This is a genomic window from Devosia sp. Z6_126, from assembly GCF_058133495.1.
Genome location: NZ_JBYUNO010000003.1, coordinates 369,128 through 392,138 on the forward strand (window position 1 = coordinate 369,128; position 23,011 = coordinate 392,138).

The 23,011-nt window shown below is 59.7% G+C and carries 29 protein-coding genes; 13 read left to right on the forward strand and 16 right to left on the reverse strand.

Features of this window, described 5'->3' with window-relative positions; all coding sequences use genetic code 11:
- The first annotated feature begins 70 nt into the window (after positions 1-70).
- The 8 genes from AC3YOG_RS13915 (at position 71) to AC3YOG_RS13950 (ending at position 5,984) form a co-directional block, all read left to right on the forward strand.
- A complete protein-coding gene (locus tag AC3YOG_RS13915) occupies positions 71-316 on the forward strand; it encodes a hypothetical protein (protein WP_172123249.1) in 246 nt (81 codons plus the stop codon).
- Positions 316-756, forward strand: a complete 441-nt coding sequence (locus AC3YOG_RS13920) for a thermonuclease family protein (RefSeq protein ID WP_489935504.1) — start codon at positions 316-318, stop codon at positions 754-756. The genes AC3YOG_RS13915 and AC3YOG_RS13920 overlap by 1 nt, the downstream gene beginning before the upstream one ends.
- Positions 747-1,082 carry a hypothetical protein gene (locus AC3YOG_RS13925; RefSeq protein WP_489935505.1) on the forward strand — a complete coding sequence of 112 codons (336 nt, stop codon included), beginning with the start codon at positions 747-749 and terminating at the stop codon, positions 1,080-1,082. Before AC3YOG_RS13920 ends, AC3YOG_RS13925 begins: the two co-directional genes overlap by 10 nt.
- A 661-nt stretch (positions 1,083-1,743) precedes the next feature.
- On the forward strand, positions 1,744-2,673 hold the full coding sequence (locus tag AC3YOG_RS13930; RefSeq protein WP_489935506.1) for a purple acid phosphatase family protein: 930 nt from the start codon (positions 1,744-1,746) through the stop codon (positions 2,671-2,673).
- Between the two features lie 31 nt (positions 2,674-2,704).
- On the forward strand, positions 2,705-3,394 hold the full coding sequence (locus tag AC3YOG_RS13935; protein WP_489935507.1) for an SOS response-associated peptidase: 690 nt from the start codon (positions 2,705-2,707) through the stop codon (positions 3,392-3,394).
- 131 nt (positions 3,395-3,525) lie between these two features.
- Positions 3,526-4,284, forward strand: a complete 759-nt coding sequence (locus AC3YOG_RS13940) for an AfsR/SARP family transcriptional regulator (protein WP_489935508.1) — start codon at positions 3,526-3,528, stop codon at positions 4,282-4,284.
- 25 nt (positions 4,285-4,309) lie between these two features.
- Positions 4,310-4,864 (forward strand): hypothetical protein, encoded by a 555-nt coding sequence (locus AC3YOG_RS13945; protein ID WP_489935509.1) that lies wholly within the window; start codon positions 4,310-4,312, stop codon positions 4,862-4,864.
- Positions 4,865-5,777: 913 nt separating this feature from the next.
- Complete coding sequence (locus tag AC3YOG_RS13950) at positions 5,778-5,984, forward strand: hypothetical protein (protein WP_489935510.1); 207 nt, start codon at positions 5,778-5,780, stop codon at positions 5,982-5,984.
- Between the two features lie 212 nt (positions 5,985-6,196).
- On the opposite strand, the gene AC3YOG_RS13955 is transcribed toward AC3YOG_RS13950, so the two are convergent.
- The 3 genes from AC3YOG_RS13955 to AC3YOG_RS13965 are packed head-to-tail and all read right to left on the reverse strand — an operon-like array spanning position 6,197 to position 7,624.
- Entirely contained in the window at positions 6,197-6,556 is a 360-nt protein-coding gene (locus AC3YOG_RS13955; protein WP_489935511.1) for a hypothetical protein, read from the reverse strand.
- Positions 6,557-6,576: 20 nt separating this feature from the next.
- The gene (locus AC3YOG_RS13960) at positions 6,577-6,939 is read right to left on the reverse strand and encodes a hypothetical protein (protein ID WP_489935512.1); all 363 of its coding nucleotides are present in this window, start codon (positions 6,937-6,939) and stop codon (positions 6,577-6,579) included.
- A gap of 13 nt (positions 6,940-6,952) precedes the next feature.
- Positions 6,953-7,624, reverse strand: a complete 672-nt coding sequence (locus tag AC3YOG_RS13965) for a hypothetical protein (protein ID WP_489935513.1) — start codon at positions 7,622-7,624, stop codon at positions 6,953-6,955.
- A gap of 376 nt (positions 7,625-8,000) precedes the next feature.
- Here AC3YOG_RS13965 and AC3YOG_RS13970 point away from each other — a divergent pair, with 376 nt between their 5' ends.
- The 4 genes from AC3YOG_RS13970 (at position 8,001) to AC3YOG_RS13985 (ending at position 11,832) form a co-directional block, all read left to right on the forward strand.
- Positions 8,001-8,240 (forward strand): hypothetical protein, encoded by a 240-nt coding sequence (locus tag AC3YOG_RS13970; protein WP_489935514.1) that lies wholly within the window; start codon positions 8,001-8,003, stop codon positions 8,238-8,240.
- 273 nt (positions 8,241-8,513) lie between these two features.
- Positions 8,514-8,960: a hypothetical protein gene (locus AC3YOG_RS13975; protein ID WP_489935515.1), complete on the forward strand. Its 447-nt coding sequence runs from the start codon at positions 8,514-8,516 to the stop codon at positions 8,958-8,960.
- 189 nt (positions 8,961-9,149) lie between these two features.
- The gene (locus tag AC3YOG_RS13980; protein WP_489935516.1) at positions 9,150-10,292 is read left to right on the forward strand and encodes a glycosyltransferase family 2 protein; all 1,143 of its coding nucleotides are present in this window, start codon (positions 9,150-9,152) and stop codon (positions 10,290-10,292) included.
- Between the two features lies 1 nt (position 10,293).
- Positions 10,294-11,832 (forward strand): hypothetical protein, encoded by a 1,539-nt coding sequence (locus AC3YOG_RS13985; protein ID WP_489935517.1) that lies wholly within the window; start codon positions 10,294-10,296, stop codon positions 11,830-11,832.
- A 78-nt stretch (positions 11,833-11,910) separates the two neighbouring features.
- On the opposite strand, the gene AC3YOG_RS13990 is transcribed toward AC3YOG_RS13985, so the two are convergent.
- The 8 genes from AC3YOG_RS13990 to AC3YOG_RS14025 all read right to left on the reverse strand — a co-directional run bounded on the left by AC3YOG_RS13990 (position 11,911) and on the right by AC3YOG_RS14025 (position 20,719).
- A complete protein-coding gene (locus AC3YOG_RS13990) occupies positions 11,911-12,360 on the reverse strand; it encodes a hypothetical protein (RefSeq protein ID WP_489935518.1) in 450 nt (149 codons plus the stop codon).
- A 5-nt stretch (positions 12,361-12,365) separates the two neighbouring features.
- Positions 12,366-13,928, reverse strand: a complete 1,563-nt coding sequence (locus tag AC3YOG_RS13995; protein WP_489935519.1) for a glycine-rich domain-containing protein — start codon at positions 13,926-13,928, stop codon at positions 12,366-12,368.
- 63 nt (positions 13,929-13,991) lie between these two features.
- Positions 13,992-14,210, reverse strand: a complete 219-nt coding sequence (locus AC3YOG_RS14000) for a hypothetical protein (protein ID WP_489935520.1) — start codon at positions 14,208-14,210, stop codon at positions 13,992-13,994.
- A 22-nt stretch (positions 14,211-14,232) separates the two neighbouring features.
- Positions 14,233-17,364, reverse strand: a complete 3,132-nt coding sequence (locus tag AC3YOG_RS14005) for a phage tail tip fiber protein (RefSeq protein ID WP_489935521.1) — start codon at positions 17,362-17,364, stop codon at positions 14,233-14,235.
- A 17-nt stretch (positions 17,365-17,381) separates the two neighbouring features.
- Positions 17,382-17,786: a DUF6950 family protein gene (locus AC3YOG_RS14010; RefSeq protein WP_489935522.1), complete on the reverse strand. Its 405-nt coding sequence runs from the start codon at positions 17,784-17,786 to the stop codon at positions 17,382-17,384.
- The gene (locus AC3YOG_RS14015) at positions 17,779-18,369 is read right to left on the reverse strand and encodes a DUF2163 domain-containing protein (protein ID WP_489935523.1); all 591 of its coding nucleotides are present in this window, start codon (positions 18,367-18,369) and stop codon (positions 17,779-17,781) included. The genes AC3YOG_RS14010 and AC3YOG_RS14015 overlap by 8 nt, the downstream gene beginning before the upstream one ends.
- Positions 18,366-19,034: a hypothetical protein gene (locus AC3YOG_RS14020; protein ID WP_489935916.1), complete on the reverse strand. Its 669-nt coding sequence runs from the start codon at positions 19,032-19,034 to the stop codon at positions 18,366-18,368. The genes AC3YOG_RS14015 and AC3YOG_RS14020 overlap by 4 nt, the downstream gene beginning before the upstream one ends.
- Entirely contained in the window at positions 19,034-20,719 is a 1,686-nt protein-coding gene (locus tag AC3YOG_RS14025) for a phage tail length tape measure family protein (protein ID WP_489935524.1), read from the reverse strand. Before AC3YOG_RS14025 ends, AC3YOG_RS14020 begins: the two co-directional genes overlap by 1 nt.
- 59 nt (positions 20,720-20,778) lie before the next feature.
- Here AC3YOG_RS14025 and AC3YOG_RS14030 point away from each other — a divergent pair, with 59 nt between their 5' ends.
- Positions 20,779-21,189, forward strand: a complete 411-nt coding sequence (locus AC3YOG_RS14030; protein WP_489935525.1) for a hypothetical protein — start codon at positions 20,779-20,781, stop codon at positions 21,187-21,189.
- 17 nt (positions 21,190-21,206) lie between these two features.
- Here the strand turns inward: AC3YOG_RS14030 and AC3YOG_RS14035 are convergent, their stop codons facing one another.
- The 5 genes from AC3YOG_RS14035 to AC3YOG_RS14055 are packed head-to-tail and all read right to left on the reverse strand — an operon-like array spanning position 21,207 to position 23,007.
- A complete protein-coding gene (locus AC3YOG_RS14035) occupies positions 21,207-21,392 on the reverse strand; it encodes a hypothetical protein (protein ID WP_489935526.1) in 186 nt (61 codons plus the stop codon).
- Between the two features lie 38 nt (positions 21,393-21,430).
- A complete protein-coding gene (locus tag AC3YOG_RS14040; RefSeq protein WP_489935527.1) occupies positions 21,431-21,781 on the reverse strand; it encodes a hypothetical protein in 351 nt (116 codons plus the stop codon).
- Positions 21,782-21,790: 9 nt separating this feature from the next.
- Complete coding sequence (locus AC3YOG_RS14045; protein ID WP_489935528.1) at positions 21,791-22,285, reverse strand: hypothetical protein; 495 nt, start codon at positions 22,283-22,285, stop codon at positions 21,791-21,793.
- A gap of 57 nt (positions 22,286-22,342) precedes the next feature.
- Complete coding sequence (locus tag AC3YOG_RS14050) at positions 22,343-22,768, reverse strand: hypothetical protein (protein ID WP_489935529.1); 426 nt, start codon at positions 22,766-22,768, stop codon at positions 22,343-22,345.
- A complete protein-coding gene (locus AC3YOG_RS14055) occupies positions 22,768-23,007 on the reverse strand; it encodes a hypothetical protein (RefSeq protein WP_489935530.1) in 240 nt (79 codons plus the stop codon). Before AC3YOG_RS14055 ends, AC3YOG_RS14050 begins: the two co-directional genes overlap by 1 nt.
- Between the last annotated feature and the right edge of the window lie 4 nt (positions 23,008-23,011).

A 23,011-nucleotide genomic window follows, 5' to 3' on the forward strand; every position in this document is an offset into this window, starting at 1 on the left:
TCTGGCACCGGGCTGGCGACCATTGAGGTCGCCCCTTGCCGCCCCCTCCACTACCGCGCTACCGTGGGCGATGAGCCTCAACATAACCATCGACTTAAACGAACCAAACCGCTTGCTCGATTGCCAGGTGCGCGTGATCTCCGTAGAGGAGCACCACCTTGGCATTCTGGAACTGGACACGGACCAGGGCTTTCTCCCGATCTCGGTCAACCGGAGCGCGGCTGCCACGCTGATCACCGCTCTTGCCGAGTTCATGGCGGCCACAGAGGTGGACGAAGAAATCCCGATCGCCAACGACGATGACCCGGTGGATTGATGAAACACGCCTCACTGCTATTAGCCGCCTTATTGCTGCTGCAAGCTGCCCTGCCCGCGGCAGCTCAACCTCATCCCCGCCTGCGCCTGGAGATGTGCGGCAACCAGCCAAACACGCCAACCAAGACCTGTGTGGTGGATGGCGACACGCTGTGGTTGTCAGGTGAGAACATCAGGCTGAAGGACTTCGACACGCCCGAGCCGCAAAGCAGCATCTGCGGTGGGGACAAGGAAGTTGCTCTAGCGAAGCAGGCAAGCGCCCGACTACTGGAACTGCTCAACAGCAATGAGTGGACCATCGAGCGCTTCGGGCTGGACAACACCCGCAGTAAGCGCCGGCTGGCCACAATCAGGATAGACGGACGGGATGTGGGCGATATCCTAATCGAGGAACGGCTGGCCCGGTCTTGGCCCAACGGCAGAGAGTGGTGGTGCAACTGATGCTGCGCAGGTTGAGAGATTGGTATGACGGGCGGGTTAGGCAGGCCTTCGCAAAGCAGGAACGGCGACTTGCAGATGATCTTGAGAAAGTAAAGCGCCTACCTGCGAGCCCAGATCGCTCAAAGCTGATCGCCGAGACTGAAGCATTCCTGGCAAGCCGAGACAGCACACCTCCAAACGGCCATCTTGAGGCCCGGTTTGCCGCGGCAGACGCTGACCTGAAGCATCTGCGAACAGAACTGGCGGTTGATCAGGCTCGATCCGAGCGCGCCAAGTTGAGCAAGCGGATCGACAAGCTTGCCGAACTTTCCAAGAAGATCCCGTAGGGGGATGACACCCCCTTACCAATGGACCGATGACGACGAGGTGACGCTCAACGCGATCACGGTTGGCATTGGCGACGACACGGCAGTGCTGGAAAAGCTTGGGCTGACGATCCCCGAGACCGTGGCTTCCATCTACTGGCCTGAGTGGATTACCCAAGGTGATAAAGTGCATGCCGGAATGGAAGGCCCATACACGGCGCCTGATGCCTTGAAGCGCGCCCGTTGGCTGGTTTTAGCTGAAGTTTCGCCGAGTTGTCCTCAGCCTGCAAAGCCACTCGCTATGGCGCAGGGAATGGGGCATGCTCTGCGAGCTGCCGGGGTTCGATTGATTTGCGAAACACAACTCGGGGGCCGGCTGTATTGCGGCCGAGTTAGAGGTGCCCCTTGCTTGCGACTTATCGCGGCCACGCTATCCTGCTGACCAAAGACGCAGGGTTTACAGCGCACATTACCGAACAGTCGACCTTGAACCCCTTTCCCACGAGTGTGTGGGCCAGCGAGATAGAAGGCAAAGAGGTCTGTCATGGCCGGGCAAGAGCTCTGATTGACCTGTATCTGGATCAGCCCACCTGAGAAGTTGAGGACATGTGCGGCCGCTTCATCAATGAAATGAGCTGGCAAATACCGGAGCACTGGGTGCAGTGATGGGGCCAGCTTAGATATGAGCCAGACGCGTCGCGAATTTGTCGTGCGTTCATGTGCGCTGGCTGCCTTCCTTTACCTCGGCAGCCGGGCTGTAGCGGATGAGCGGACTGCTTCGCTATCCTTCCTCGTCGTTGGGGATTGGGGCAAACCCGACTTGTCTAGCAATGCGATCGAGGTCGCATCGCGGATGAAAGAGCAAGCCGAAGCCATCGGCGTGGGTTTTATCATCTCCACCGGCGACAACTTCTACGAACAGGGCGTTGCGAGCACCGGTGATCCGCTTTGGCAAACCGTTTTCGAGGATGTGTATTCCGCTCGGGCCCTGCAGGTGCCTTGGTACGTTGTTCTGGGCAACCACGCCTACAACGGCGCTCCCGATGCCGAGCTGGCCTATGCGCTCCGGAGCAGACGGTGGAACATGCCCGCCCGATATTATGTCGAGCAGCAGGTTCTTGCCGACGGTACAAGGGCAGATTTCTTCTTCCTCGACACCAATATGCTCGTGGACGTGAACTTGGGTAACCGCTGGTTCGATGCCGGCGCTGATGCTCAAGAGCAACTGGAATGGCTCGATACCATGCTCACCGCCAGCCCCGCTGCATGGAAGTTCGTGGTTGGACACCATCCGATCTACTCAGGCGGGGAGCACGGCAACAGCCAAGCTCTAATTGATGGCGTTCTGCCCTTGCTGAAGCAGCACGCTGTGCAGGTCTACATCAATGGCCATGACCATGATCTTGAGCACATCGAGCGGGATGGCATTCACTTCCTAACAAGTGGAGGCAGTGCGGAGCGGAACCCGGTTGAAGCTACCAAGGGCACTTTGTTCTCCGCGGCTTCGTTAGGATTTGTCTCAGCAACGGTCATGGCCAGCCGTATGAAGATTTCATTCATAAACGAAAATGGCCATGTCCTTCACAGCGCCGCCATCGCCATTCGAGAGTAGTTGCGGTGCGCCCCACTGAAAGAAGTCAGAAATGTGCGGTCGCTTCACTAACGAGATGACCTGGGCGGATCTCCACGCCCTCTACAAGCTCAGCGATGAACTGTATCCTTTAGCGCCGTCCAATATTCAGCCGCGCTACAACATCGCGCCCACTCAAAAAATCCAGTTCCTGCACCTGGACAGAGCGGGCAATCGCGAGCTGGATCAAGGCCGCTGGTGGCTCGTACCGTTCTGGGCCAAGGATGTGCCTAAGGCGGCCATGTTTAACGCTCGCATCGAGGCCATCGATACTTCCCCAGCATTTCGCGAGTCCTTCAAGAACCGGCGCTGCTTGATCCCGGCGGATGCGTACATTGAGTGGACCAAGAACGCCGATGACGGGGGCAAGGACCCTTGGCTCCTCTACTTGTCGGAGCATCGGAGCTTCAGCTTTGCCGGGCTGTGGGCACACAATGACAACCTGGGCGTCACCAGCTGCACCATCATCACGGCGCCGGCCGTCGAGCACATCGCGCACATCCACGGACGAATGCCGGTCATTCTCGAAGAGAACGCCTATGAGGCGTGGCTGTCGGGCGACGCGCACGGCGGTGAGGCAAAGGCGCTGCTGCTCCACAACCATCTCGACACGCAGCTGGAGTTCCACCGGATCAGCCGCGCCGTGAACAACAGCCGGTATGAAGGTACGGACGTGAAGAAGCCAGTGATCAATCCGTTGTGAGTGGACCCGGCCGTAAGGCTGGCGCAGTGCTGTTGACTAAGAAGATTAGCTTTCCTGATGAGAGTCGTGCGTATCAGCCGCTTGGTTTGCATGCCGCATGGGGAGTGTAGGCCGGACCTTAGGGGAACATGATGTTCGCGCTGAACGACGCGACCGCACCAGTATCGGTCTTTGTCTTCGGGCATCACCAGGTCCGATCGTCTGGCACGTTAGCCAATCCGCCGCTCAACTTGCTGCGAGTACTGGTCTTTGTGTTGCTGGAGGGGCAAGGCAAGCCGGTACTGAGGAGGCATATCCGCGATCTGATCTGGTCCGACAGCGGCTCCCAGCAGGCCAACGCTGCCATCCGCCAGACTATGGGTCGCATTCGCAAGTTCCAGCAAGAGTGCAATTTTGAGTTGCTCTCGGCAGATGCCCAAACCGTCCGGATAAACCCGGAGCAGAACATCTATGTCGATCTGGCTGAGTTCATAGGTCTCATTGCAAGTCCCAGCCCAAAGGCCTGCGTGCGGATGTGCGAAATCTACAGGGGTGATCTGCTGGGTTCGTCTGGCTCGGCGGGAAATGGGTTTGAGGACTGGCTTGCATTCCAGCGCACCGCCTTGCTCCGTCAATTTAACAGCGCGATGTCACAGGCCCTGGAGTTCGGGACCGAACTGACCCCGCAGGAACGCTATCTTTGTGCGTCCCGTTTGCTGCAGCTGGATCCCTGTCATGAAGGAGCCCACCGGGCTCTGATGTCCGACGCGGCTGCGAAGGGGCAGTTCTCGCTCGTTAAGCAGCTCTTCAACGCTTGCAGCAAGCAGCTGCATGAGGAATTGGGAGTTGGACCCGACAACCACACCATCCGACTTTATCAAGAACTGACCGGCAGGAGCCCGAACAACTAGCCGGAAGCTTCAGGAGGCAATCACGATGGACGACAGTGGTATCGTGATCATCGTGGGGTGCATCGAAGACCTCTTGTCGATCTTCGGATCAGCAACCGGCCTTTCGCCCCAGACTGGGGAGCGGGCTAAGCACGCGTTGGATCGCATCCAGGACACCCTGGAGTCCATCGTTGAAGGTTATGTTTCCGCGCTAGCAAAGGCCGAGAGGGATGCGATCCAGGGAGTGGACGTTTCGTTAATTGTTGCCGACATGACGTTTGCGAGGACGCAATTGTCGGTCGGCACGGATGAAATTGATGCGCAGATCGCGGTAGCGAGTAAGTCAGGGCTACCAGCCAACGTGATGTCGTACTTCGAGTCCCTGAAATCTGTATTCCGGCCCGACGGCACACTCACTCAGCGCACCACTATGTTCTCAAGCTTCCTCGAGGCGATGAGCGTTCTCGAAGGCAGTAAATCCCTCCCTAATGCGGAGTTTGCCGCCCGTACTCTTCGTGAGGCCATGCAAGGGAACTGGAGAGAGCAAATCAAGTGGTATCACGCCCTTCTCGCGCTGATCGAGACGGAGAAGTTTGGCTGAAGCCTCGTCGGCGCCGAGAGTGCGGACCAAGCCCTTAGCTGTACCCGATCGGTGGCGTGGAAGGCAGGGGCGTGCAGGCCTCGACAATTAACATCAACTGAGTGCCACCGTGCTGCCCTTTCGCACTCGGCAGCGCACGATCCTGCTTATTACGAACTGACCGGCAGGAGCCCCACGGCCTAAGCTGTTGGCGCCTTAATTCGCGGCGTCCACCCGCCGCCGATTAAGCTCCGCCGAGAGACTTGCCAGCAGGTCCTGCACAACCGGCGGCGTCTCACCGGCCCGCATCTGCGGCTCGAACTGCAGGCGCAGCGCATTGATCAGCTTGCGCAGGAACTCGCTGTCTTCGCTGAACAGGTAGTTCGGTGGGGGGCCACCAGTACTCGCGCCACCAGCACGTCGATTTCGGTTTCGACCTCCCGGGCTATGGGCGTAGCCACAGACGCCTACCACGCCTGAGTGGCTGCATCGGCTGCAGCCTGTTTATCGCCCGCCTGACCGTTCTGTTTGAACCACTTGGGCCATGCCGCGATCCAGAACCACTGCCGATCGGTGGGAAGGTGTTGGCGCAACTCGATGGCCGCGCAACGCTCCGGATGCTGGCGGCCGACTAGATAAGCCACAAAGCGCCCGCCCTCGCGGTGCCCAATGGAGCCTGGATGGATCCATGCCAAATCACACGCGCTCGCCGAACGCTTGCGCACCAGCTGTTGGCTTGCAGTGCCTGGCGTACCGCCTCGGTCTCAACGTGTAGCTTCCGCGCGATCTCCTGCTCAGTCATCTCCGGATGCAGCTGCTACAATCAACATCAAGCGTGTCTCAAAATGTCCTTGAGCTGTTAGGGAACATGAGGGAACCTTAGCTCTAACGATCTAGCCCTACTGATGTACTCAACAGCGAATGGGGGCTCCGTATGCCAGCACATATGGCACTGGTTAGGGACTTTCTTGAGCAGGCCTTAGTGGTCCTGCCTTACGACGATCCAGTGTCAGTTGAGCTGGAACAATTGATCGAGCGCGCTATTGGGCTTGCCTACACGTCCAGCTTTGCCGGGCACAAAGCCGGCCAGAACGTGGTTGACTTCCAAGGTGCCGCCGAGCGCCTCAGGCCTGCCTCATAGTAGGAAGCCTGGATCGGCGGCCAATATGTCAGAGACGCTCTATAGAGGCAGCGCGCAACCTGACGCCCGCTTGGGTGGTGGCCAGATTACCTCAGCCTCCCACCGGTGCCACGGCCCTCCCCCGTCACACTCGCAGCGATACCAGATGACGAGCCGACCACTGATCTTGCTCGGCTCCCACTGGCATGGCTGGGAGCACTTCCGGCAGTAGATCACTTGCCCCGACCGCCCTCGATGGCCCGATCAACCTGGGCCTCCAGGCGCTTTTCCAGGCGCTGCATTTCCTCGATGACCTTGCGCTCGATGTTGATCATGGCCTCGTGGGTGACATAGGTGCGCGAGGCCTCTAGCCGGATGTCGTTCACCCGCTCAGCAACGATGGCGATCTGGGCGTTCGCAGCAGCGATGGAGAGGCGAATATCGCGGTGCTCACTGTCTTTGTGGTTCTGTAGCTCCTCGATATGAACGGCATTGGTCGCCACTCTCTCGCCGACTCGGGCCAGCCAAATGACCACCCCAATGCCGGGAACGATAACGCCCATGAGCGTCGGGATGTTAATGGTCCAATCCATTGGCCCGGGTCCTTACTTGGCTACTTGCGGCGAAGCATGTCGATGATGGTACGGGAGCGCGGCACTGGAGCGCTCTTGGCGATTGCCTCGACCTTGGCCGTGGCCACGCTCTCCTTTGGCAGAATGATCTGCTGCGCGTCGGCGGTGACCACCTGGGGCCGCACGGTGGAGCGCCAGGACTTCCATTGGCTCCAGAGATAGAGGGCAATGGTAGCGACCGCGCCGAGAGAGACGTTCTGCCAGCCGCCGGCGAAGATCTGGTTGATGGCGTCTTTGCCCTCAGGAGGCAGAGACAGATAAAGGAACCCGAGAGTGCCACCGAGGCCGCCCAGTTCCTGGGTCCGGCGCCAGAGCCAGCCCAGAACGATGTTGTTGCCAATCATTTTGGTGCGCCTCCTAGCGCGAGCCGAAGTAGAAAATGAGGATGATGGCCACGATCACCACGATGGCTCCGATGGCGAGAAAGCGAAGATTGCCGCCGGTATCCTGCTCGATGGGGTGGGGCTTGGTGACGGGCGGCTCGGGGTAGTGGGGGATGTCGGGCGGAGGCGGTGCCGATACCGGCCCGTTGCCGGCTGCCTTGACCTTCGCCAGCAGCGCCTCGATGGTTTCGGGCGTCGTCAGCGACTTGTTGAGCCCGTCGCCGTCGTAATAGCTCTCACCGCGTGAATTGCCGTTGGCGGGCGCCAGGAGCGGCAGTGAAGCCCATTCCTGGGCAAGGCGCTTGCCAAACTCGACCGTGCCGATCTTGCCGGACCTGAACTGCTCATAGCCCCGGCGCTTCAGCAGATGATAGCCAAGCCGGTCCTGCAGGTTTGCGTCGAACACCTGCCCGTCGAGCAGACGCAGCTCCTTGCGGAGATCCTTGAGCGTGGCGCGCATGAACTGATAGGCGCCGGCCGCGGTAGATTTTGCAGGCCAGCCTTCCGCCTGGTGGTGCTGCAGCTCCGCCACGGTCATGCGGGTGATGGGCTTGGGAAGCCGCGCCTGCGCATGGGCGTAGATCACGTCATAGGCTGAGGCGTCGGCTTTGCCGGTCTCGATCTTCCTGATAAAGTCGAGCAGCATCGCCGCTCCTTTGGGAACGGTTGGGTCCATAGGTCACCTGTTGATGTTGACGATTGCGCCGTCTCCCTGCGCGTGCCTCAATCAGCAGGAGTCGGGAGGCAGCAGATGGATTGGCGGTGGTTCAGGAACCGCTTCGTGGTTGAGGTGCTGATCTGCATGGTCACGCTGGCGGTGTGCTGCGTGTTCCTGATCTTCCGGATGGACTATCTTGGCGTGTGGTGAGTTCAGTCCGGAATGGCCTGGAGCTCAGCAGGACGGATCTTGCGAGACAGAGCGCCCCAGCAGTCCCGCACAAGGCTCCCCTCTCAATACCGAGTGACTATCGGAACCAGCCCAAGGGCAAGGCATTGGGCTGCTGCTATAGAGGAGACGCGCTATGCCCGCTTCTACCATCGACCGCATCCCGGACCCGCTCACCGAAAAGTTCAAGTTGGACGATCTGCCCCGTATAGCGCCATGGGTCTATGATGAGATCACTGCGATTGGTGTGGACCAGATAAAGGCCACGATCGTGGATATGGGGCAGGATCCAACGGAGTCCCTGTTCATGCGAACCTGGGTCGCGGCGCTGACACACCACCGTTCGAACCTGTGGGATGCCCTGGCGCAGGGTTGACCGCCTTCTGGCTCACCCCGCTGGCCGGGTCGAATTATCTAGTCTGCAGCGCCTCTGGTTCGAACCACCCCGAGGTGGGCGCCTGCTGCGACCGCCCTCGACGGCAGGCGCCCTGTTCATCGTTTGCTGCTCAAAGGAAAGGCCCTGGTTAGGGAGCCTTCCCTTGTGCATGGCTTAGCTCCCGCGTTGATTTCGGCAGGGGTAGTCTCCGGAGGTGATAGGGATTGCGGCGCGCCGTCTGACGTGTCTGAATAAGCACGACGAGGAGAGCAGATGCTCAAGATTGTATTGGTTGGCCTTGCGGCTGCGGCGATGGCTAGTTGCTCAGGGCACAATACCAGCCTGCACACTCTGCAGTTCTCAGGCGATGCGATACCGCCGCCTGAGAACTACCAGGCAGAAGCGCTGAGGGTAGCGAAGGATCGCGAGCCAACAACTGGGTCAGTACTCATCTCGGAGCCTCAGACCACGTTAGGCGAGACAGCATTCTCGCCTAAACGCTGGTATGTATGCATGGCGGGGCTTTCGCCTGTGTCCTCTGCGGGCAAAAAGAAGACTCTTACCGACGCGGTAGGTAATTGGATCAGTGAGCCCGCTGGCGTCTATAACGTCCTGCTTTTCTTCTCGGGTAGTCACATGCCCTCTGTTCGAGAGGCCTACGACTCGCCGCTTTGCAAGAATGTGAGGTACGAGACTGTACAACTCCCCCATCCTGCTTAGCCCCGCCGAACGAGTGAGATTGCTCGTCTCCGTTCGTCTGTCGAAGCATTCTGCTCCGCAGCCCCTAAGCTTTCTATTCGGCGGAGGTAGAGTAGCGATCGTAGAAAAATAGCCGAGTGTGCTCTTAATACACTCCCCGCCTAAGCATTACTGTGTAAGAAGCTAATCCATTACATCAGGGTTGGCTTCGTGTCCGATATTTCGAGTAATCGCGGCGAAACCGCGTTTGGCGGCTGGGAACTCGCGCGCCCGCAAATGGCAGTTGTTGTTCCTAGCTACAACGAGCGGGATAACATCGAGCTTCTTTACGAAAAGGTCGCGCTTGCCTTGGGGGGCACGCCCTGGGAAATGATCGTCGTAGACGACAATAGTCCAGACGGTACGGCTGATGTGGTGCACAATCTGTCGCAGGTCTACCACAATATACGCTGCCTCCGTCGGTTCGGCAGGCGAGGCCTCGCTTCGGCCTGCGTTGAGGGAATGGCGGTGACCGCCGCGCCCTTTGTCGCCGTCATAGACGCCGATTTGCAGCACGACGAAGCCATTCTCCCTGAAATGCTACGCCGCGCGCAGGCTGGCGCTGACTTGGTGGTCGGCTCACGGTTCATCGAAGGCGGCTCTGCTGGACAGGGCCTGAGCGAGACCCGCCTGTCCGGCAGCCAGTTTGCGACCAAAATGGCCGGCATGATCGCGGGACAGGTAGTCAGCGATCCGATGAGCGGGTTCTTCCTGATCCGGCGTGAGGCGGCGTTGGCCGCAGCGCCAAAGCTGGCGAGCGACGGCTTCAAGATCCTGATTGATCTGATCGTGACTTCGCAACGCATGGGCAAGCCGCTGTCCGTATCGGAGGTGCCATATACCTTCCGTCCCCGCAATGCAGGCGACAGCAAGATGAACCCGCTGATCGTGGTCCAGTACTTGGGTCTATGGGTCTCTAAGCTCACCAACGGGGTCTTGCCGCCCAGCTTTCTCCTCTTCGGGCTAGTCGGTGGCACCGGCGTTGTGGTGCATCTAGCCACGCTAGCGCTGCTCACCTCCATCTTCGGGCAGGGCTTCTTACTTTCTCAAATTGCCGCAACGCTGATCGCGATGACTTGGAATTTCGTGCTGAACAATAATCTCACTTATGCCGATCGCAAACTGCGCGGCGTCAAGTTGATACGCGGCCTGTTGAGCTTTTTCGGTATTTGCGCTTTAGGTGGGATCGCCAATATCTCAGTTGCCAACGCGATCTATGAGTTCGATCACCACACCCTGCTCGCTGGCCTTGCCGGGGCGATCATGAGCTCGGTGTTCAACTACGCGGTGACGCGCGCCTTTACCTGGAATTAATATGCATCAACGCGACTGGCTTTGGGCCGGGCTGGCGGCGCTAGTCTTTGTTCCGCTTTTCACTTTGGTTGCCGGTGGCGTTTCCGGGGCCACACACTGGGACGGCGGGGTAAATAGCGACCTCCTGCAGCCGTTCCTCACAACTCGGGATGCAATGAAGGATCCCAGTAGCCTTCTGGCGTGGTATCATTCCCCCTCGATTTATTTTTTCCCAGACTGGGTCATTGCCGCTGCGCTTCAACTCATCGCTCCGTTGAGCCCGGGGCTAATGGCTCTCGCGTATTCGGGCGTCATCCTCACCCTCTACGTAGTAACGGTTGCGGCCTTTCTGAACGCAGCCCACCTTTGTAGCTTCCGCGCGGGCCTTGTGTATTCCAGCGGGCTTTTATTGGCCGTTGTGTGCCTGCCCCTGCTCCCCGGCGGAGGGTTGGCTGCCTCAATGACTCGCCACCTCGCCACTGCTTACATACACACTGGTGCCATCGCATTCGGCCTAGCGTTCTGCGCTGGAATGTTGTGGCACTTCCAAGAAGATCGGACTGCCCCCAAGCTTGCCACACCGGCGAGCGTCTTCTGCTCGATCACGGCTTTTCTAATCTCATACTCCGACCAGATTGTACTCCCGTGGTTCATTGCGCCCTGTCTTGCGGTCGTGGTCCTCGTTGACCTCCTGCGAAGAAAAAGGCCGCGGATAAGGCGCTTAGTCGCCATTCTGCTTGCGGGCCTAGCGGGTACGATTGTTGATCGCGCCACGCGCAGCTTTCCCGTCGAGACAGTAAAAAATTACGGCGGCTTGCCGCGTGTCCTTCATGACCTGATCAATGTTTCATTGAACCAGGGCGACCTTCTGATGGGCTTTGCCGTGGCCATGTGTCTGATCATGGCAGGTCGAGGGGCGTGGATACTGTGGCGCGTCTCCCGCACCAGGGAAGTAGACCTCACCCATTTGGCCGAGCTAATTCTGATCGGCTGCACTTGGTCTGCGTTCCTAACCCCGTTAGTGACTGGCGCGCTCGTTCATACCAGCCTTATCCGGTACGCTCTTCCTGTTTTTCTTTTGCCGACGCTGTGGGTTGGGGTTCTGATCGCGCGCGCTATCCCAGAGCGGGCCGCACCCGCCATGGTTGGGTCGGTTACAGCGATATGGATCCTAGTGCTCGCAACAAACTGGGCGCCAATCCTGATGGGCACTGGCTTCTATGCCCGGGAGCCTGCGCTTGCCGCGTGCATCCGCGCCAACGGTTTGACGGAAGGATATTCTGACTACTGGAACGCGAAGAGCCAGATGTGGCTTAGCGGGTACAAGGTGCACCTCGTTCAATTGGACGATTACGCCAATCCTTACCGATACAACTTCAATGAACGTTGGTTTACCACGAACGCCACTACGGGCGAGGCGATCAGTCCGAACTTCATTGTCCCCACCCGATTAAACGAGGCGTTACTCGTAGAGAAGTTCGGCGAACCGGACTCGCTCCTCAATTGCGAGGGGCAGCGCGTTTGGAAATACTCGCGCCCACTGCCCACGTTCCCCCGCTAGAACGCTACGGTGCTGAGCGCTTTCAGCCCTACAACATTCCCGCCGACGACACCGCCGGCGACAGATTGGACTGGCAGATCAGACCTGGGCAAACCTCCACAGCGCATCCAGTTCGGCCTCGCTCATGCCTATTGCGATGCGGGCGTCTTCAATGAATGGGTGGCCGCGCTCAAAGAACTTGGCGAACTGGAGTTTGGACGATGCCGCCGCCCAATTGACCGGGTTGTAGGTCGAGCTCGCCGGATCGTTCATGGACGCCACCCAAGCTAACAGGTCTGGCTCATAGCCCGATGCCCGCACTACAAACCAGAACTGATCCGGCTCGAGGTTGGGGAACTCCGGCCCGGCAGGAGCTTCTGGTTCAATGGCAGCGGGCGGCGGCGAGAAAGCCCCCTGCGCATAGGACCAGCCGATCTGCGCTTCATCATGGGCGAGCCATTTAGCCTTGTCTGGCCAGTCCTCGGGTATGACCCCTTCGAACACCAGCCGGTTGGTGACCTTGCCCTTTTCAACCTTGCAGTAAATCATGCCTGTCACTCCGAACAGTATTCGATGATGGTCACAAGGCCGCCGCTACCATTGCCGCCCGCTCTGTTGGCTTGCGTACTGTAATCAGAACCACCGCCCCCGCCCGCGCCGAAGCCGCTGGCGTTGCCACCATTGCCGCCCGGCACAATTTCCCCACCGCCACCGTATGGAGAAAAGCCGCCATTCCTGCTGTAAATCACGGTGATGGTGGTGCCGGAGCGAGTACCAGTGACGCCGGGGTTACCACTGACCTTCAGGTCTCCAATGCCAGCAGCTTCTGATCCACCAGCCCCGCCGCCACCGGAGCCCCCAGAAGCGGTGCCACCGCCGCCGCCACCGCCCTTCGCTAGACACAGCCCGCCGACGCTACTGTCGCCGCCCGTTCCACCCGTATTGGCACCCGCCGGCCCTCCGCCGCCCGGTGCCCCTACCGAAACGGGTTGGCTCGCGCCGATTTGTTCGCGGGTCACTGTCCTGCGCGAAAGTGCGCCTGCCCCGCCGCCGCCAGCGCCGTTGATGGTGTTCGATGCGGTCTGCGCCGCACCCCCACCACCGCCGCCAGCGCCAAGGCACTCAATCTCGCAACAAATCATGTTTGGATGCGGGGTATAGGTGCCCGATGCCGTGAAGGTCCGGACGCGGACAGCCCCGAATGTGGGCCTGTCTGCTGGCATGGCTCCCAGACCTGCCAAGGCCGACGCCTGATCTGCATCCGACCCAAGTCGAGACACCCAGAACGGCGTCACGCCGCTGATATCGCCAGTTGGGCCGCGCGGGATGGCGATGTCCAGCCGATAGCCGCCCGGCACCGGCTCGAACGTCACTGCCGCTGGCTGATCTGGTGCGAGCGTCGTCGTCGCACCCGGCTCGATGATCATCCCACGCGGAATTTCGAAAGCCAGATCATAACCGCCTGCACGCGGGGTCAGCGTCACATCGGGTTCAGTGCCATAGGGCACCTCGTCAACTTCGATCACGTCGAGCGTAATCGAAGGGCCGGTGAGATACGCTGGCGCAGACCAATCGCCAGAAGCATTGGTGTTCTTGGTGTAAAACGCGGTGCGCCCGTCGCCAGTATTTGCCACCAGAACGGAGAACCCAGCCGGTTGCCCGTTATAAGCAGCACGAGCGGAAAGGTCATTGACCTGTACGTCGGAGTGTATGCCAGAAACCAGGTCACGCTTTGAGATAAGCCCCATGGTACCGGGGCCGGTGAACACAGGCAGCTTATCAGCCATCCCGGCCAGTTCGGCAAAGGCTTCTAGGTTCCCGCCAGCAAGACGAAGCAGCAGAGTTTCGACGGCTTCGTAGTAGCCCAGGTCATACGGCGTCCGCTGAATTTCATAAGTCGCGGCGGCCTGCGCGCCGCCGGTCCAAGGATAGGCCAGCGTCAGCGATGTGTTGCTGTTGACGCTGAGGATGCGAATGCCCGAGCCCCTGTGGGTGCCAAAGAGGTCACCCTTGCGGATCGTGCCGGCCCATGTGGTGCCCTGCCCGGTTACCGTCGTGCTGTCGGCATCTACCGTGGCGGTACCGGTATTGTAGTGGCTCTGGTCGATGTCGGCCATGGTTGCTCCAGGCAAGAAAAAACCGCCCTAAGGCGGCTGTGTGGTTCAGGTCTGTGTTCGGTATCAGGGCACCATCTCGGCGCCGTCGGGCGCAGCCAGCTTGGCTCGAGCGTCATCCAGCTCTTCTGGGGTGCCCTCTGCCACCAGTCGGCGGAACTGCGCTGCCGCACTATGCACTTCGTCTAGCTGATGCTGAAGCATTTTGGCCTGCTGCTCCCAGAACGAAGCAGCCGCAGCGTAGTGCTTTGCGGCCGATAGTGGTGAGATGGTCGTATCGTTCATGGTGAGTGGCTCTTGGTTTGTTTCATTTCCGGGGCACGACGATGGAGAAGATCGGCGCCTGCGTGATAGTTCCGCTGCCCGTACCGTCCCCCCCGATGAAGAAAGAGACGCGGTAAGTCTGCCCGTTGTTTAGAGCCCGGATCGTTGTGAAGTTCACCGGGCCACTCTGAATACTGGTGAGTAGCTCTTCCCTGCCACCGGTGCTGACATTTTCAAGATATATTGCCCAGTACCAGTTTGCGTCCGATCCAGAGTTAGAAATGCTGACCCTGCCAAATGTAGAGATCATCGTCGGCTTAGAACCAGCCACGAATTGATCCGAATAGTAGTTCCTCCCACTTCCACTTCTGCCGGTGTAATAATCGGCAAAAGCACCATCCGCGATCTTGTCGCGGCCGATCGACAAATTATCGAAGTTACCTGACCCGACCCGCAGGTACTGGATAAACGCCGTGGACGCCAGCAGTTGCTGCACGTTGATCTCGTTCGAAGTCAGGCTATTCGCAGCGATGTTGACCGCCTTGAGGTTGCGAATTCGACCTTCATCGAACCACACCACCCCATTGTCGATCGCAAAGATACCGTAGCTGGTGCCGGTGGGGCTGGACTTGACCGCGAACCGATTGGCTACGACGAAAACATCCGAGGATCCATCCGACCGAGCATTGAGGTAGAGCGCCCCATTGCCCATAGCGGCACCGTCCGACGCTGCAACCCCGAGCACAGCAGTCGCAACCGCCCCAGCAGCCGTTGCCACCGTCTCGATCCGCAGCAGTCCGCTGGCGGAATACCGGCCCACCTTGCTGTCGATAGCCAGGATTGCATTCCCGATAGCCTGCAGGCCAGTCCCAGGGTCATTAACCTGGGTAGACAGCAGGTTCACGACCTCAGCCGTAGCCGGCAGCCCTGAAACGGGGTCAAAGACCTCAGCCCGTAGTTCTTCGATGCGAACCACGAGCGCCGAACTCGGCCCCGTTGCGGCAAGGATATCCTCCGACCAAGCTGCTTTGCTCGTCTCGCTGGTAGACGTAGCCTCCCGCCGAATGCGTTGCCTGTCGTTGAAGTCCCCGACTGCCCCCTCGACGTTCAGCAGGATAGCGGTGCGCTTCTCTTCGATCGTCTCGCGCGTGTTGAAGCGAGCCCAGTCGTCCAGAGGCGCAATTGTCTCGATGACCTCTTCGGCCACACCATCGAACAGGGCCTCGTCAAAGAACTTGAACGGGCCAGTCGTGTCCGGCGTGGATACCCACGGGGTGTAGGTCTTGAGACGGTCTGGAACGGTCGTGATCGTCGCGCGAGCGGTGTACCGAACACCCGGCGCGACGTTCTTGGTGGTCGTATATACCCCAGCCTCAGGATCGCTGGTCTGGTCCTGGTAGATGACCTGATCTGTGGGATCCAGGCCGACAAAGTAGAAGAACCGCACCGCAACGATGGTCGGGTCATCAGGCGGCGTCCATGTAAAACGTAGCGCCGGCGCTTCCATCTTGTTGGCGCCATTGATGAAGCCTACCGCCACGTCGAAGTTCTGCACCGTGGGAAGGATCGACGGGTTAACCGGCGGCGTCTGAGGAATGACGATCGGGCCGGGCTCAATCCCCGCTTCCGAATACACGTCGGCTCCCGTTTCAGCGAGCGTGAGAGTGATGCGGAGTTGGCTGTCACAGCGCCAGCCCGTGATGAGCCACTGCTTGCCCTCGAAGGCTACCCACTCCCCTTCCTGGACCCGAAGGCCCAATCGGCGCGATACCGGCACCGTTGCCGAACCGCCCTTCCGGTTTTGGCGATAGCGGATGTTCAGCAGGTACTGCGCAATATCCGGGTCTGTGACCTGCAGGAAGTCGTTCGATGTCTGTCTGGTCCGCCCATCGGCCGCTACGTCAGCATTGACGACAATCGGCTTTAGGCTCTCCGGGTTCCACATGCTTTGGATCGAGGTGAACTGCCCCGACATGTGGTTGTAAAGCTCGAACGCCGACTTGCGCTTCTTGACTTCTTGGGCCCGCCCCACAGGGATATCTGCCGGTGTGATGCTCGCCACGGGTATCTGCGGTGCGCCGGCTACTACACCAGACAACCCGCGGCGATTGAGTGCATACCCGGCTATTGCATCGTCCAACTCACGCAGGATCTCCGTATGGTCATCATTGGCCGTGACGTAGAGCGATGCCTGATAGGTCGGCTTACCATTGCGAACCGCATCGGCAGCATTGATGGCCGCGATATATGAGCCCAGATCAAGCTGGCCCAGGCTCTTGCCTTCACCGATCAACGTGCGTCCCGAGATGAGCCCCCGAAGGCCAAGCTGATAGTTAAGCCGCTGCAGCGCGGGGTTCTTGCTGAACTCCCATGTGGCAGGATTGTCGATGCGATGCGAGCCCGAGCCGCCGGCGACAGTACTGTCCTTGCGCGGATCGTAAAGGCGCAGACCGCGCATCACAAATTCGAACTCAGGTTTTCCCTGCTCGAATAGTTTCTCGTCCCATTCACGCTCCACGACAACATAGGCAATGCCGGAACAACGGCTGGTCAACCTCCAAGGGTTATCGAGCGCAGCTGTGTTGGTGACCAAGGCCGCGTCCGCCTGCTGCCCCGGACGTCCATTGTAAAACCGTATGGTGATCTTGCCGCCGAAACCCTCAACGCCCCATACCTCAGCTGCATTGGAGAAGGCTGCATATGGCGTGCCGACCTGGCTCTGGAGCAGCTTGTAGAGGCCATCGAACGCTATGCCGAGCGCGCCAATGCGATTGCTGAACTGTGACCAAGTCTCGCCGGCGGTCAGGCCCTGGTCGATGCGAACAAGGTTGTGCCGCTTCCCGTAAAAATAGATGGAGGGCTCTAGCCCGTCACACCATCCATTCGAGAGCGCGAACACCTCGGCGTTGAATTTATTCCCCTTGCCGTACTTTGCGTAATAAAGCTGATGGCCCTTGAGCTTGCCGGTTCCATAAAGCGCACCTACAGGCGTATTGGCGCCGAACTGGATCTCGCCCTGCACGGCAGAATAAGAACGCGCCTTGGGACGGTTGATCTGCTGCCAAAGCAACGATGCACCATAGGCAAGGCCAGCAGAGATAACCGTAGCCGCAAGCGCAGACCCAGCAAAGAGCGCCCCTGCGATCGCAGTGCCGATCGCGGTAAAGATTGCCATGTAGGGTTATCCGATGTTCAGCCAGCGCGGAATGCGGCTTTGACAGTCGCGAGCTCGCAGAACGATTGTCCGCGTGCTGTCTTGGTGATGAACTTCTGGCCGACACAGACGCCGACATGCTCGCCGTCATCCAACTGGATCACGCCGATATCGCCGACCCGCGCCAAAGCTGGGGCGCACTGCTCCAGATGGTCGGAGAACAAGCCGACCAGGCTCTTGTGACCGCGCTTGCGCAGAGCCGCCTGTGCCCCGCGCAGCGTCTTGTAGGAGCCGGCATATCGCTCCTCCAGCCCAAGTGATGGGTCGAGCGCATCTGCAGCCCTGATGCCGAAGAAGAAGCAATCGGCAGTGCCAGGCACGTATGGCGTCGCCATTTCTTGGGCGATGATGCGGCTGACAATTTCGAAGCGAGTTTCAGCCACTACGCTGCCCCCATTCCACCGGCATGGTCGCCACCTGTGAAGCGTATTCGAGGCTGGTGTCGTTCGGGTCGTTGTCAAACTGCTGCTCAGCTTGAGCTCGCTTGACCTGCGTCGCGCCTCTGGCGCTGCGCCCTGGTGGCTCTAGATCAATCTCCACCGTCACTGAGCGCTCGCCAGTGTCGTTCATGGCGCTCTTGACGTAGCGAACCTCGTTTATCTCGTAGATCGTGGAGGCGAGAATGCCCACCACTTCGTCCGTCTCGGGATCACCCGCCAGATGCGTGATGATCACCGGTGCGTTTGTGTACTGGAAGTTCTCGAGGCGAGCGATCGCGTCGTCTACATTGTCCGTCGGGACGTTGGAGAACGCTATGCTCCTAGTGGTGACAGCGGGGCCGAGCTGCTGGCTCATGTCGCCAAGCTCAAGAAACCGGTTCGGCAGATACGTGATGCCATTGTAGGTGAAGGGCCGTCCGCCACGGTGATACCCGACCGAGAGGCCGGGGAGGTCGAAGCGGATCAGATCGAGCCGAACTAACTGGCCTTCGTCCAGCAGGTTCTCGACTGCAGCATCGAGACTCATGAAAAGAACACCTCTTGGGCAGAAAAGCTTGGGTTGCGGCTGCTCCACGCCTTCGGGCCGGAGTAGCTGCCGGGATCGACCTGCATAAGACAGCTGGGCTTTTCGAAGTTGACTGTCGCCGCGCCGGCAAACACCGAAGTGTTGATGCCATGCCTGATCTTGAGCGTAGCCGTTCCGCCAGCGCCGCCCTTCACGTCTTCAATGATCCGATGCAGTGAAATCAGAGACGGCGATTTCACCACCTCCACATAGTCGCCGGCCCTGAATTGGAAGTTGGCAGGTAGACCCGTAACAATGATCTGGCGGCTGTTGCTGATGCTCCCGAGGGTAGCAGTGCCATCGAACCCCCCACCGCCAACGCGCGTCCCTGAGAGCGGAACGTTGCCGTTTGCCTCAAGCCAAGCAATGGGACGCATGCGGAAGGGATCGTGAGCGCGGAATACCTCTCCGCCATCGCCTGCCCGCATCATGAATGCGTCCATCAGGCCAAAGTCCCGGTCAGACAGCCATGGCGCGGCATAGCTTGCACGCCACCATTGCGTCCCGAATTGCTGGGCCTCGGTGCGGCGCCCCTCCATGCGGTCGATATCGCGAGGAACAACCGGATCGAAGTTTACGCTGGTCCAGCCGGTTATGCCCGGCATGTTGATAATGGTCGGTGCCATCAATTGCCGCCGTTCATCTTGTAGTTGGAATTGGCCTTCTGGTTGGCCTGGACAATCTTGATCGTATTAGCGCCAGCCTGCTCCAACACCTCGGCTTGCCAGCCCTCAGGCATGACGAGGCGAACAGTGATCGAACCGCTGTTGTCGTTGGCCTGGTTCTGGTTCGCGATCCGCATGGACTGCTGATGCGGGATCACCTGTGCGCCTCTTGGGATGTTCAGGAGCTCGGGGCCTCGCTCACCTACCCAAGCCATGCCGCCAGGCGCGGAGTTGGTGCCGTTGGCGAAGCCGGGGAAGAAACCGCCAGGCACATGCGCCTTGGGGATGTTCCACGAGCCGCCGGGCATCATACCGCCCATGAAGGCTCCAAAGAGCATGTCGAACAGCCCGCTGCTCGCCATGCCCATCAAGCGGTCGGCGATGCTGTTGAGAGCGTTGGCCGCTGCGTTGCCGAACGATGACCAGAAGCCTTCGCCGTCCTTTAGGCCCTGCGACAGGTCGGAGAAGAACCCGTTGAAGGTGCCGCGGTAGAAGTCCCATTCGGCCTTCGCTGCTCGGGCAGCATCGGACAGGCTTGTGCCTAGGGTTTTAGCGATGTCGTTGGCCGCTCCAGCAGCCTTGCCTAGTTCTTCTACCTCGCCGCGAGCGGCAGCGATCTCCTGAGCCCGGTCGCCGACGCCACCAAGCCAGTTGCCAACGTAATTCTGCCCCATGGCGTTGTTGAAGGCCGCGCCAGCGGCGCCAACAGCGTCTTCAGCCGAGGCGTACGGGTTTGCTTCCGTCTTGAAGTTCTCCTTGCCATATTTGAGCACGTCGAACCTCGGCAAGAATGGCTTGCCACCCATCTTCAGCGCCATGTTGTCGATCTCTGAGAACATGGTGTTGAAGCCCGACATTATGTCCTTCTGCATCTGAACGACGGCGTTGGAGACGCCTCGGCTTACCTCGAACATGACGTAGCCAATCGCTTCAGGTAGTACGCCCCAAACGGACTTTATCGCCTCCACCGCGCCCACAAAGACACCGATCACCTGGTTGATCTCGCGGACCGTATCGCTGGTGATTTGGTCAATAGCCCGATTGAATTCGTTGCCTAGCCAAGTGAATGCTGGCCCCAATGTCGTCTGCACAGCACCTGCCAGAGCTTCCCACATGGCGAGAGCCGTATCGACCATCGACACATTGGAGTCGTTGGCTTCGTTGATCTGGCGGGTAAACCCATAAAGCAGCACAGTGGCCGCCCCGATGACCGCGCCAAGTGGCGCGAACTTGCTCGCCGCTTGAGCGGCCATGTTCGCCGTCTCGCGAAGTGCAGGGATCACGCCGCCTTCATAGATCATAGCAATTTGTGAGCCTTGCTGCGCCATGACGAGCAACGGGTTCATGCCGCCGGCAAGTGACACGCCCACGTCATTCAGCTGGAACAGGAGGTTGGTTCGCTGGCTCGCCATAAGCCGGCTCGCCTTCTGCGCAGCCTCCCCTGCCTTAGCGGCCATGCGGTCCGTCTCTCTGGCGGCAGCTTGCGCCGCTTTCTCGACAGCGCCGAACCCCGCGGCAGAATTTCGCCCCAGATTTGCAATTGCGGCATCGGCCTGACGAGACGCAGCGGTCATCTTGTCGAGTGCAGCATTCGCCGCGGTGGCGCCACCCGTGTCGGCGCGGATGACTACGTTCAACAGATCCACTTTGACTTCCCCTGCCGGTTCGTGAGTTATTTCAGGATTGGAACGCCGAGGAGTAAGAGATGAAGGCCATTAAAGCGCCCCGAGGGGCCGTGGTGATCGCGGCGCTCAGCTTGTTTGCTGGGATATGCCCCACATCGCCTGCCAGCGCCCTGGACGCCCGCTTAGTCGCGGAGCAATCATCGCGGTGCCTAAACCTACTGCCTGCTGAGATGGCATCAGGAGCGACTGCAGAGGTCAAACTAGAGATCGACTCCAGCGGGCAGCCTACAGCGATCAATGTCCTCAGCTACCAACCTGAAGATGAATTGGGACAGACCATCGCGATGAAGGCGGCGCGCGCCATTGAGATTTGCGGGCCTTACCTCGGGGCGGTCAGCGGCGTCGTAATCCACTTGGGCCCCGGAGTGGATCCAGGAGCTGAGTCTTCGATCATCACCATGCCCGCACAGAGCCACAAGAAAAACCCGTAGCGAGAAAGCTACTTGGGTTACCCGGCCGATCCGAACACGCCGCGGAACTTGTCCGGCGTCATCGGCTCTAGTTTCTCGGGTGCTTCCGGTTCATCACCGCCAAAGACGGCGCGCAACATTCCAGTCTTTCCGTGGTAACCCACGATGATAGCGTTGACGTCGGAGGCTAATGCCTGCTGTTCGGTCCATCCCAGCCAGCCCAAAGCCCATTCCGCCAGCTGATCATAGTACTCGACCAGCGTTACGCGTTCTGAGGGTCGTCCTTTCCCTCTCCTCCCGTTTCCTGAACAGGTCGTCCGCCATTTGCTAGGATGGATAAGTAGTTGATCACCGGCGCCACTAGATCGGCCATTCCAGTGGACCAAACCTTCTCGGGGAGTTCCCGGGCTTCCCGCCCTTCCGCCCCGGTTCCAAGGGCAATGACGGTCACGATCACGTCGAAATCAAAGCGCCCGACAGCTTCCACTGCCGCCATGATGCCCCCCTTGGCCCGCGAGATGTTCTGTGCCGCCTTCAGAGTTGGCCGGAGTGTTACCGGCTCACCGTCGAGTTCGATATCGATGTTGCCCGCGCCAAGCGATGCTTTGCTCATGTGTTATCCTCAGGTGGCCGAAGGCTGAACGTCGACAAAGTTGGAGTTCGGCAGGAGCGTCACTGCCAGCATGCGGTTGGTGTTCGCAGATCCGCCGATGTACCGAGCGCCACTGACCAGGGCTATGAAGTACGTCAGTCCGTTCTTTGGGCTCGCGCCCGTCGCCGGCTTGTCGTTCCACTCGATCTTGATCATGTAGTTGCTGTTGGTCTTCTCAGCCGCCTTCACCGCGATCTGACCCGGATCGGCATCGTCCCGGTTGTGCTGGTTCTCCATGGCAGGAGCAGCGCGCGTTCCCTTGGCGTTCTTATCGCGGCCGAAGTTGATCACTTGAGAAGTGATGATCGCGGCACTGTCGCCGATATCGCCCATCGTCACCCACTCGCCGATTTCCACGAAGGCCGGCGAGCCGGTGGTGAAGTCGGTGATGGTGAAATCCGTGTTCTTGTCGGCCACTGCTGGGCCAATAGAAATCTTGCAGCCTGCCACAGCGTAGCGAGCCATTTGTATTCTCCATTATGTCGGGATGCCCTTGCCCAAGGAGCGGTCTAGGCGCGCGGTTCACACTCCGGAGGGAGCAGTTTCGTACTGGATGGCGAAGGTCAGGGTAGCGAGGGCCTGCCGCGCCTCCCCTTCTCCGTCGATGCCGATTGAAGTCTCGCGGAGATAGCTGAGGGTTGATAGCCCACCTAAACGTGGGTCGGCATTCATAGCGGTCTCCGCCTTCTCACACATGTCGTCCAACACAGCGTCGAGCGGGCCTATAGCCTTGGTCCGGAGCTCTAAGACGAGATCCAGCATGCGGGAGAGGTCGTAGGCTGTGGTGGCGAGTTCCGAACGCTCCGCGGTCGTGTACACAAGCACAACCGGAAGTTCGCGGGCCTCCGTCGGCCGGGCCCTAGTGGCTTCCACCCGCTCCTCCCATCCCGGCACTAACTTAAGTAGCGCAACGACCGCCTCGCGGATGCGCTGTCGCTTGTGGATCATCAGTACAGCGCCCAAATATCGGCCGCTGTCCCGCCCAGGCTGACCTGGCGACATGCCAAGGGGTTGTAGCCCTGCTGCAGCGGCACATCGGTGCGAGCAACGCCCGAGGCGTCCACCAGGTTGGCTGTGCCAGCCGTCCCGACCAGAAGCGACCGGCATGTGCCACCCGGCAGCGCGGCATCTGCCTTGGCCACCGGAACGAACCGTCCAGAAGGCGCGCTAGAGTCGATTATTGCCAATGCG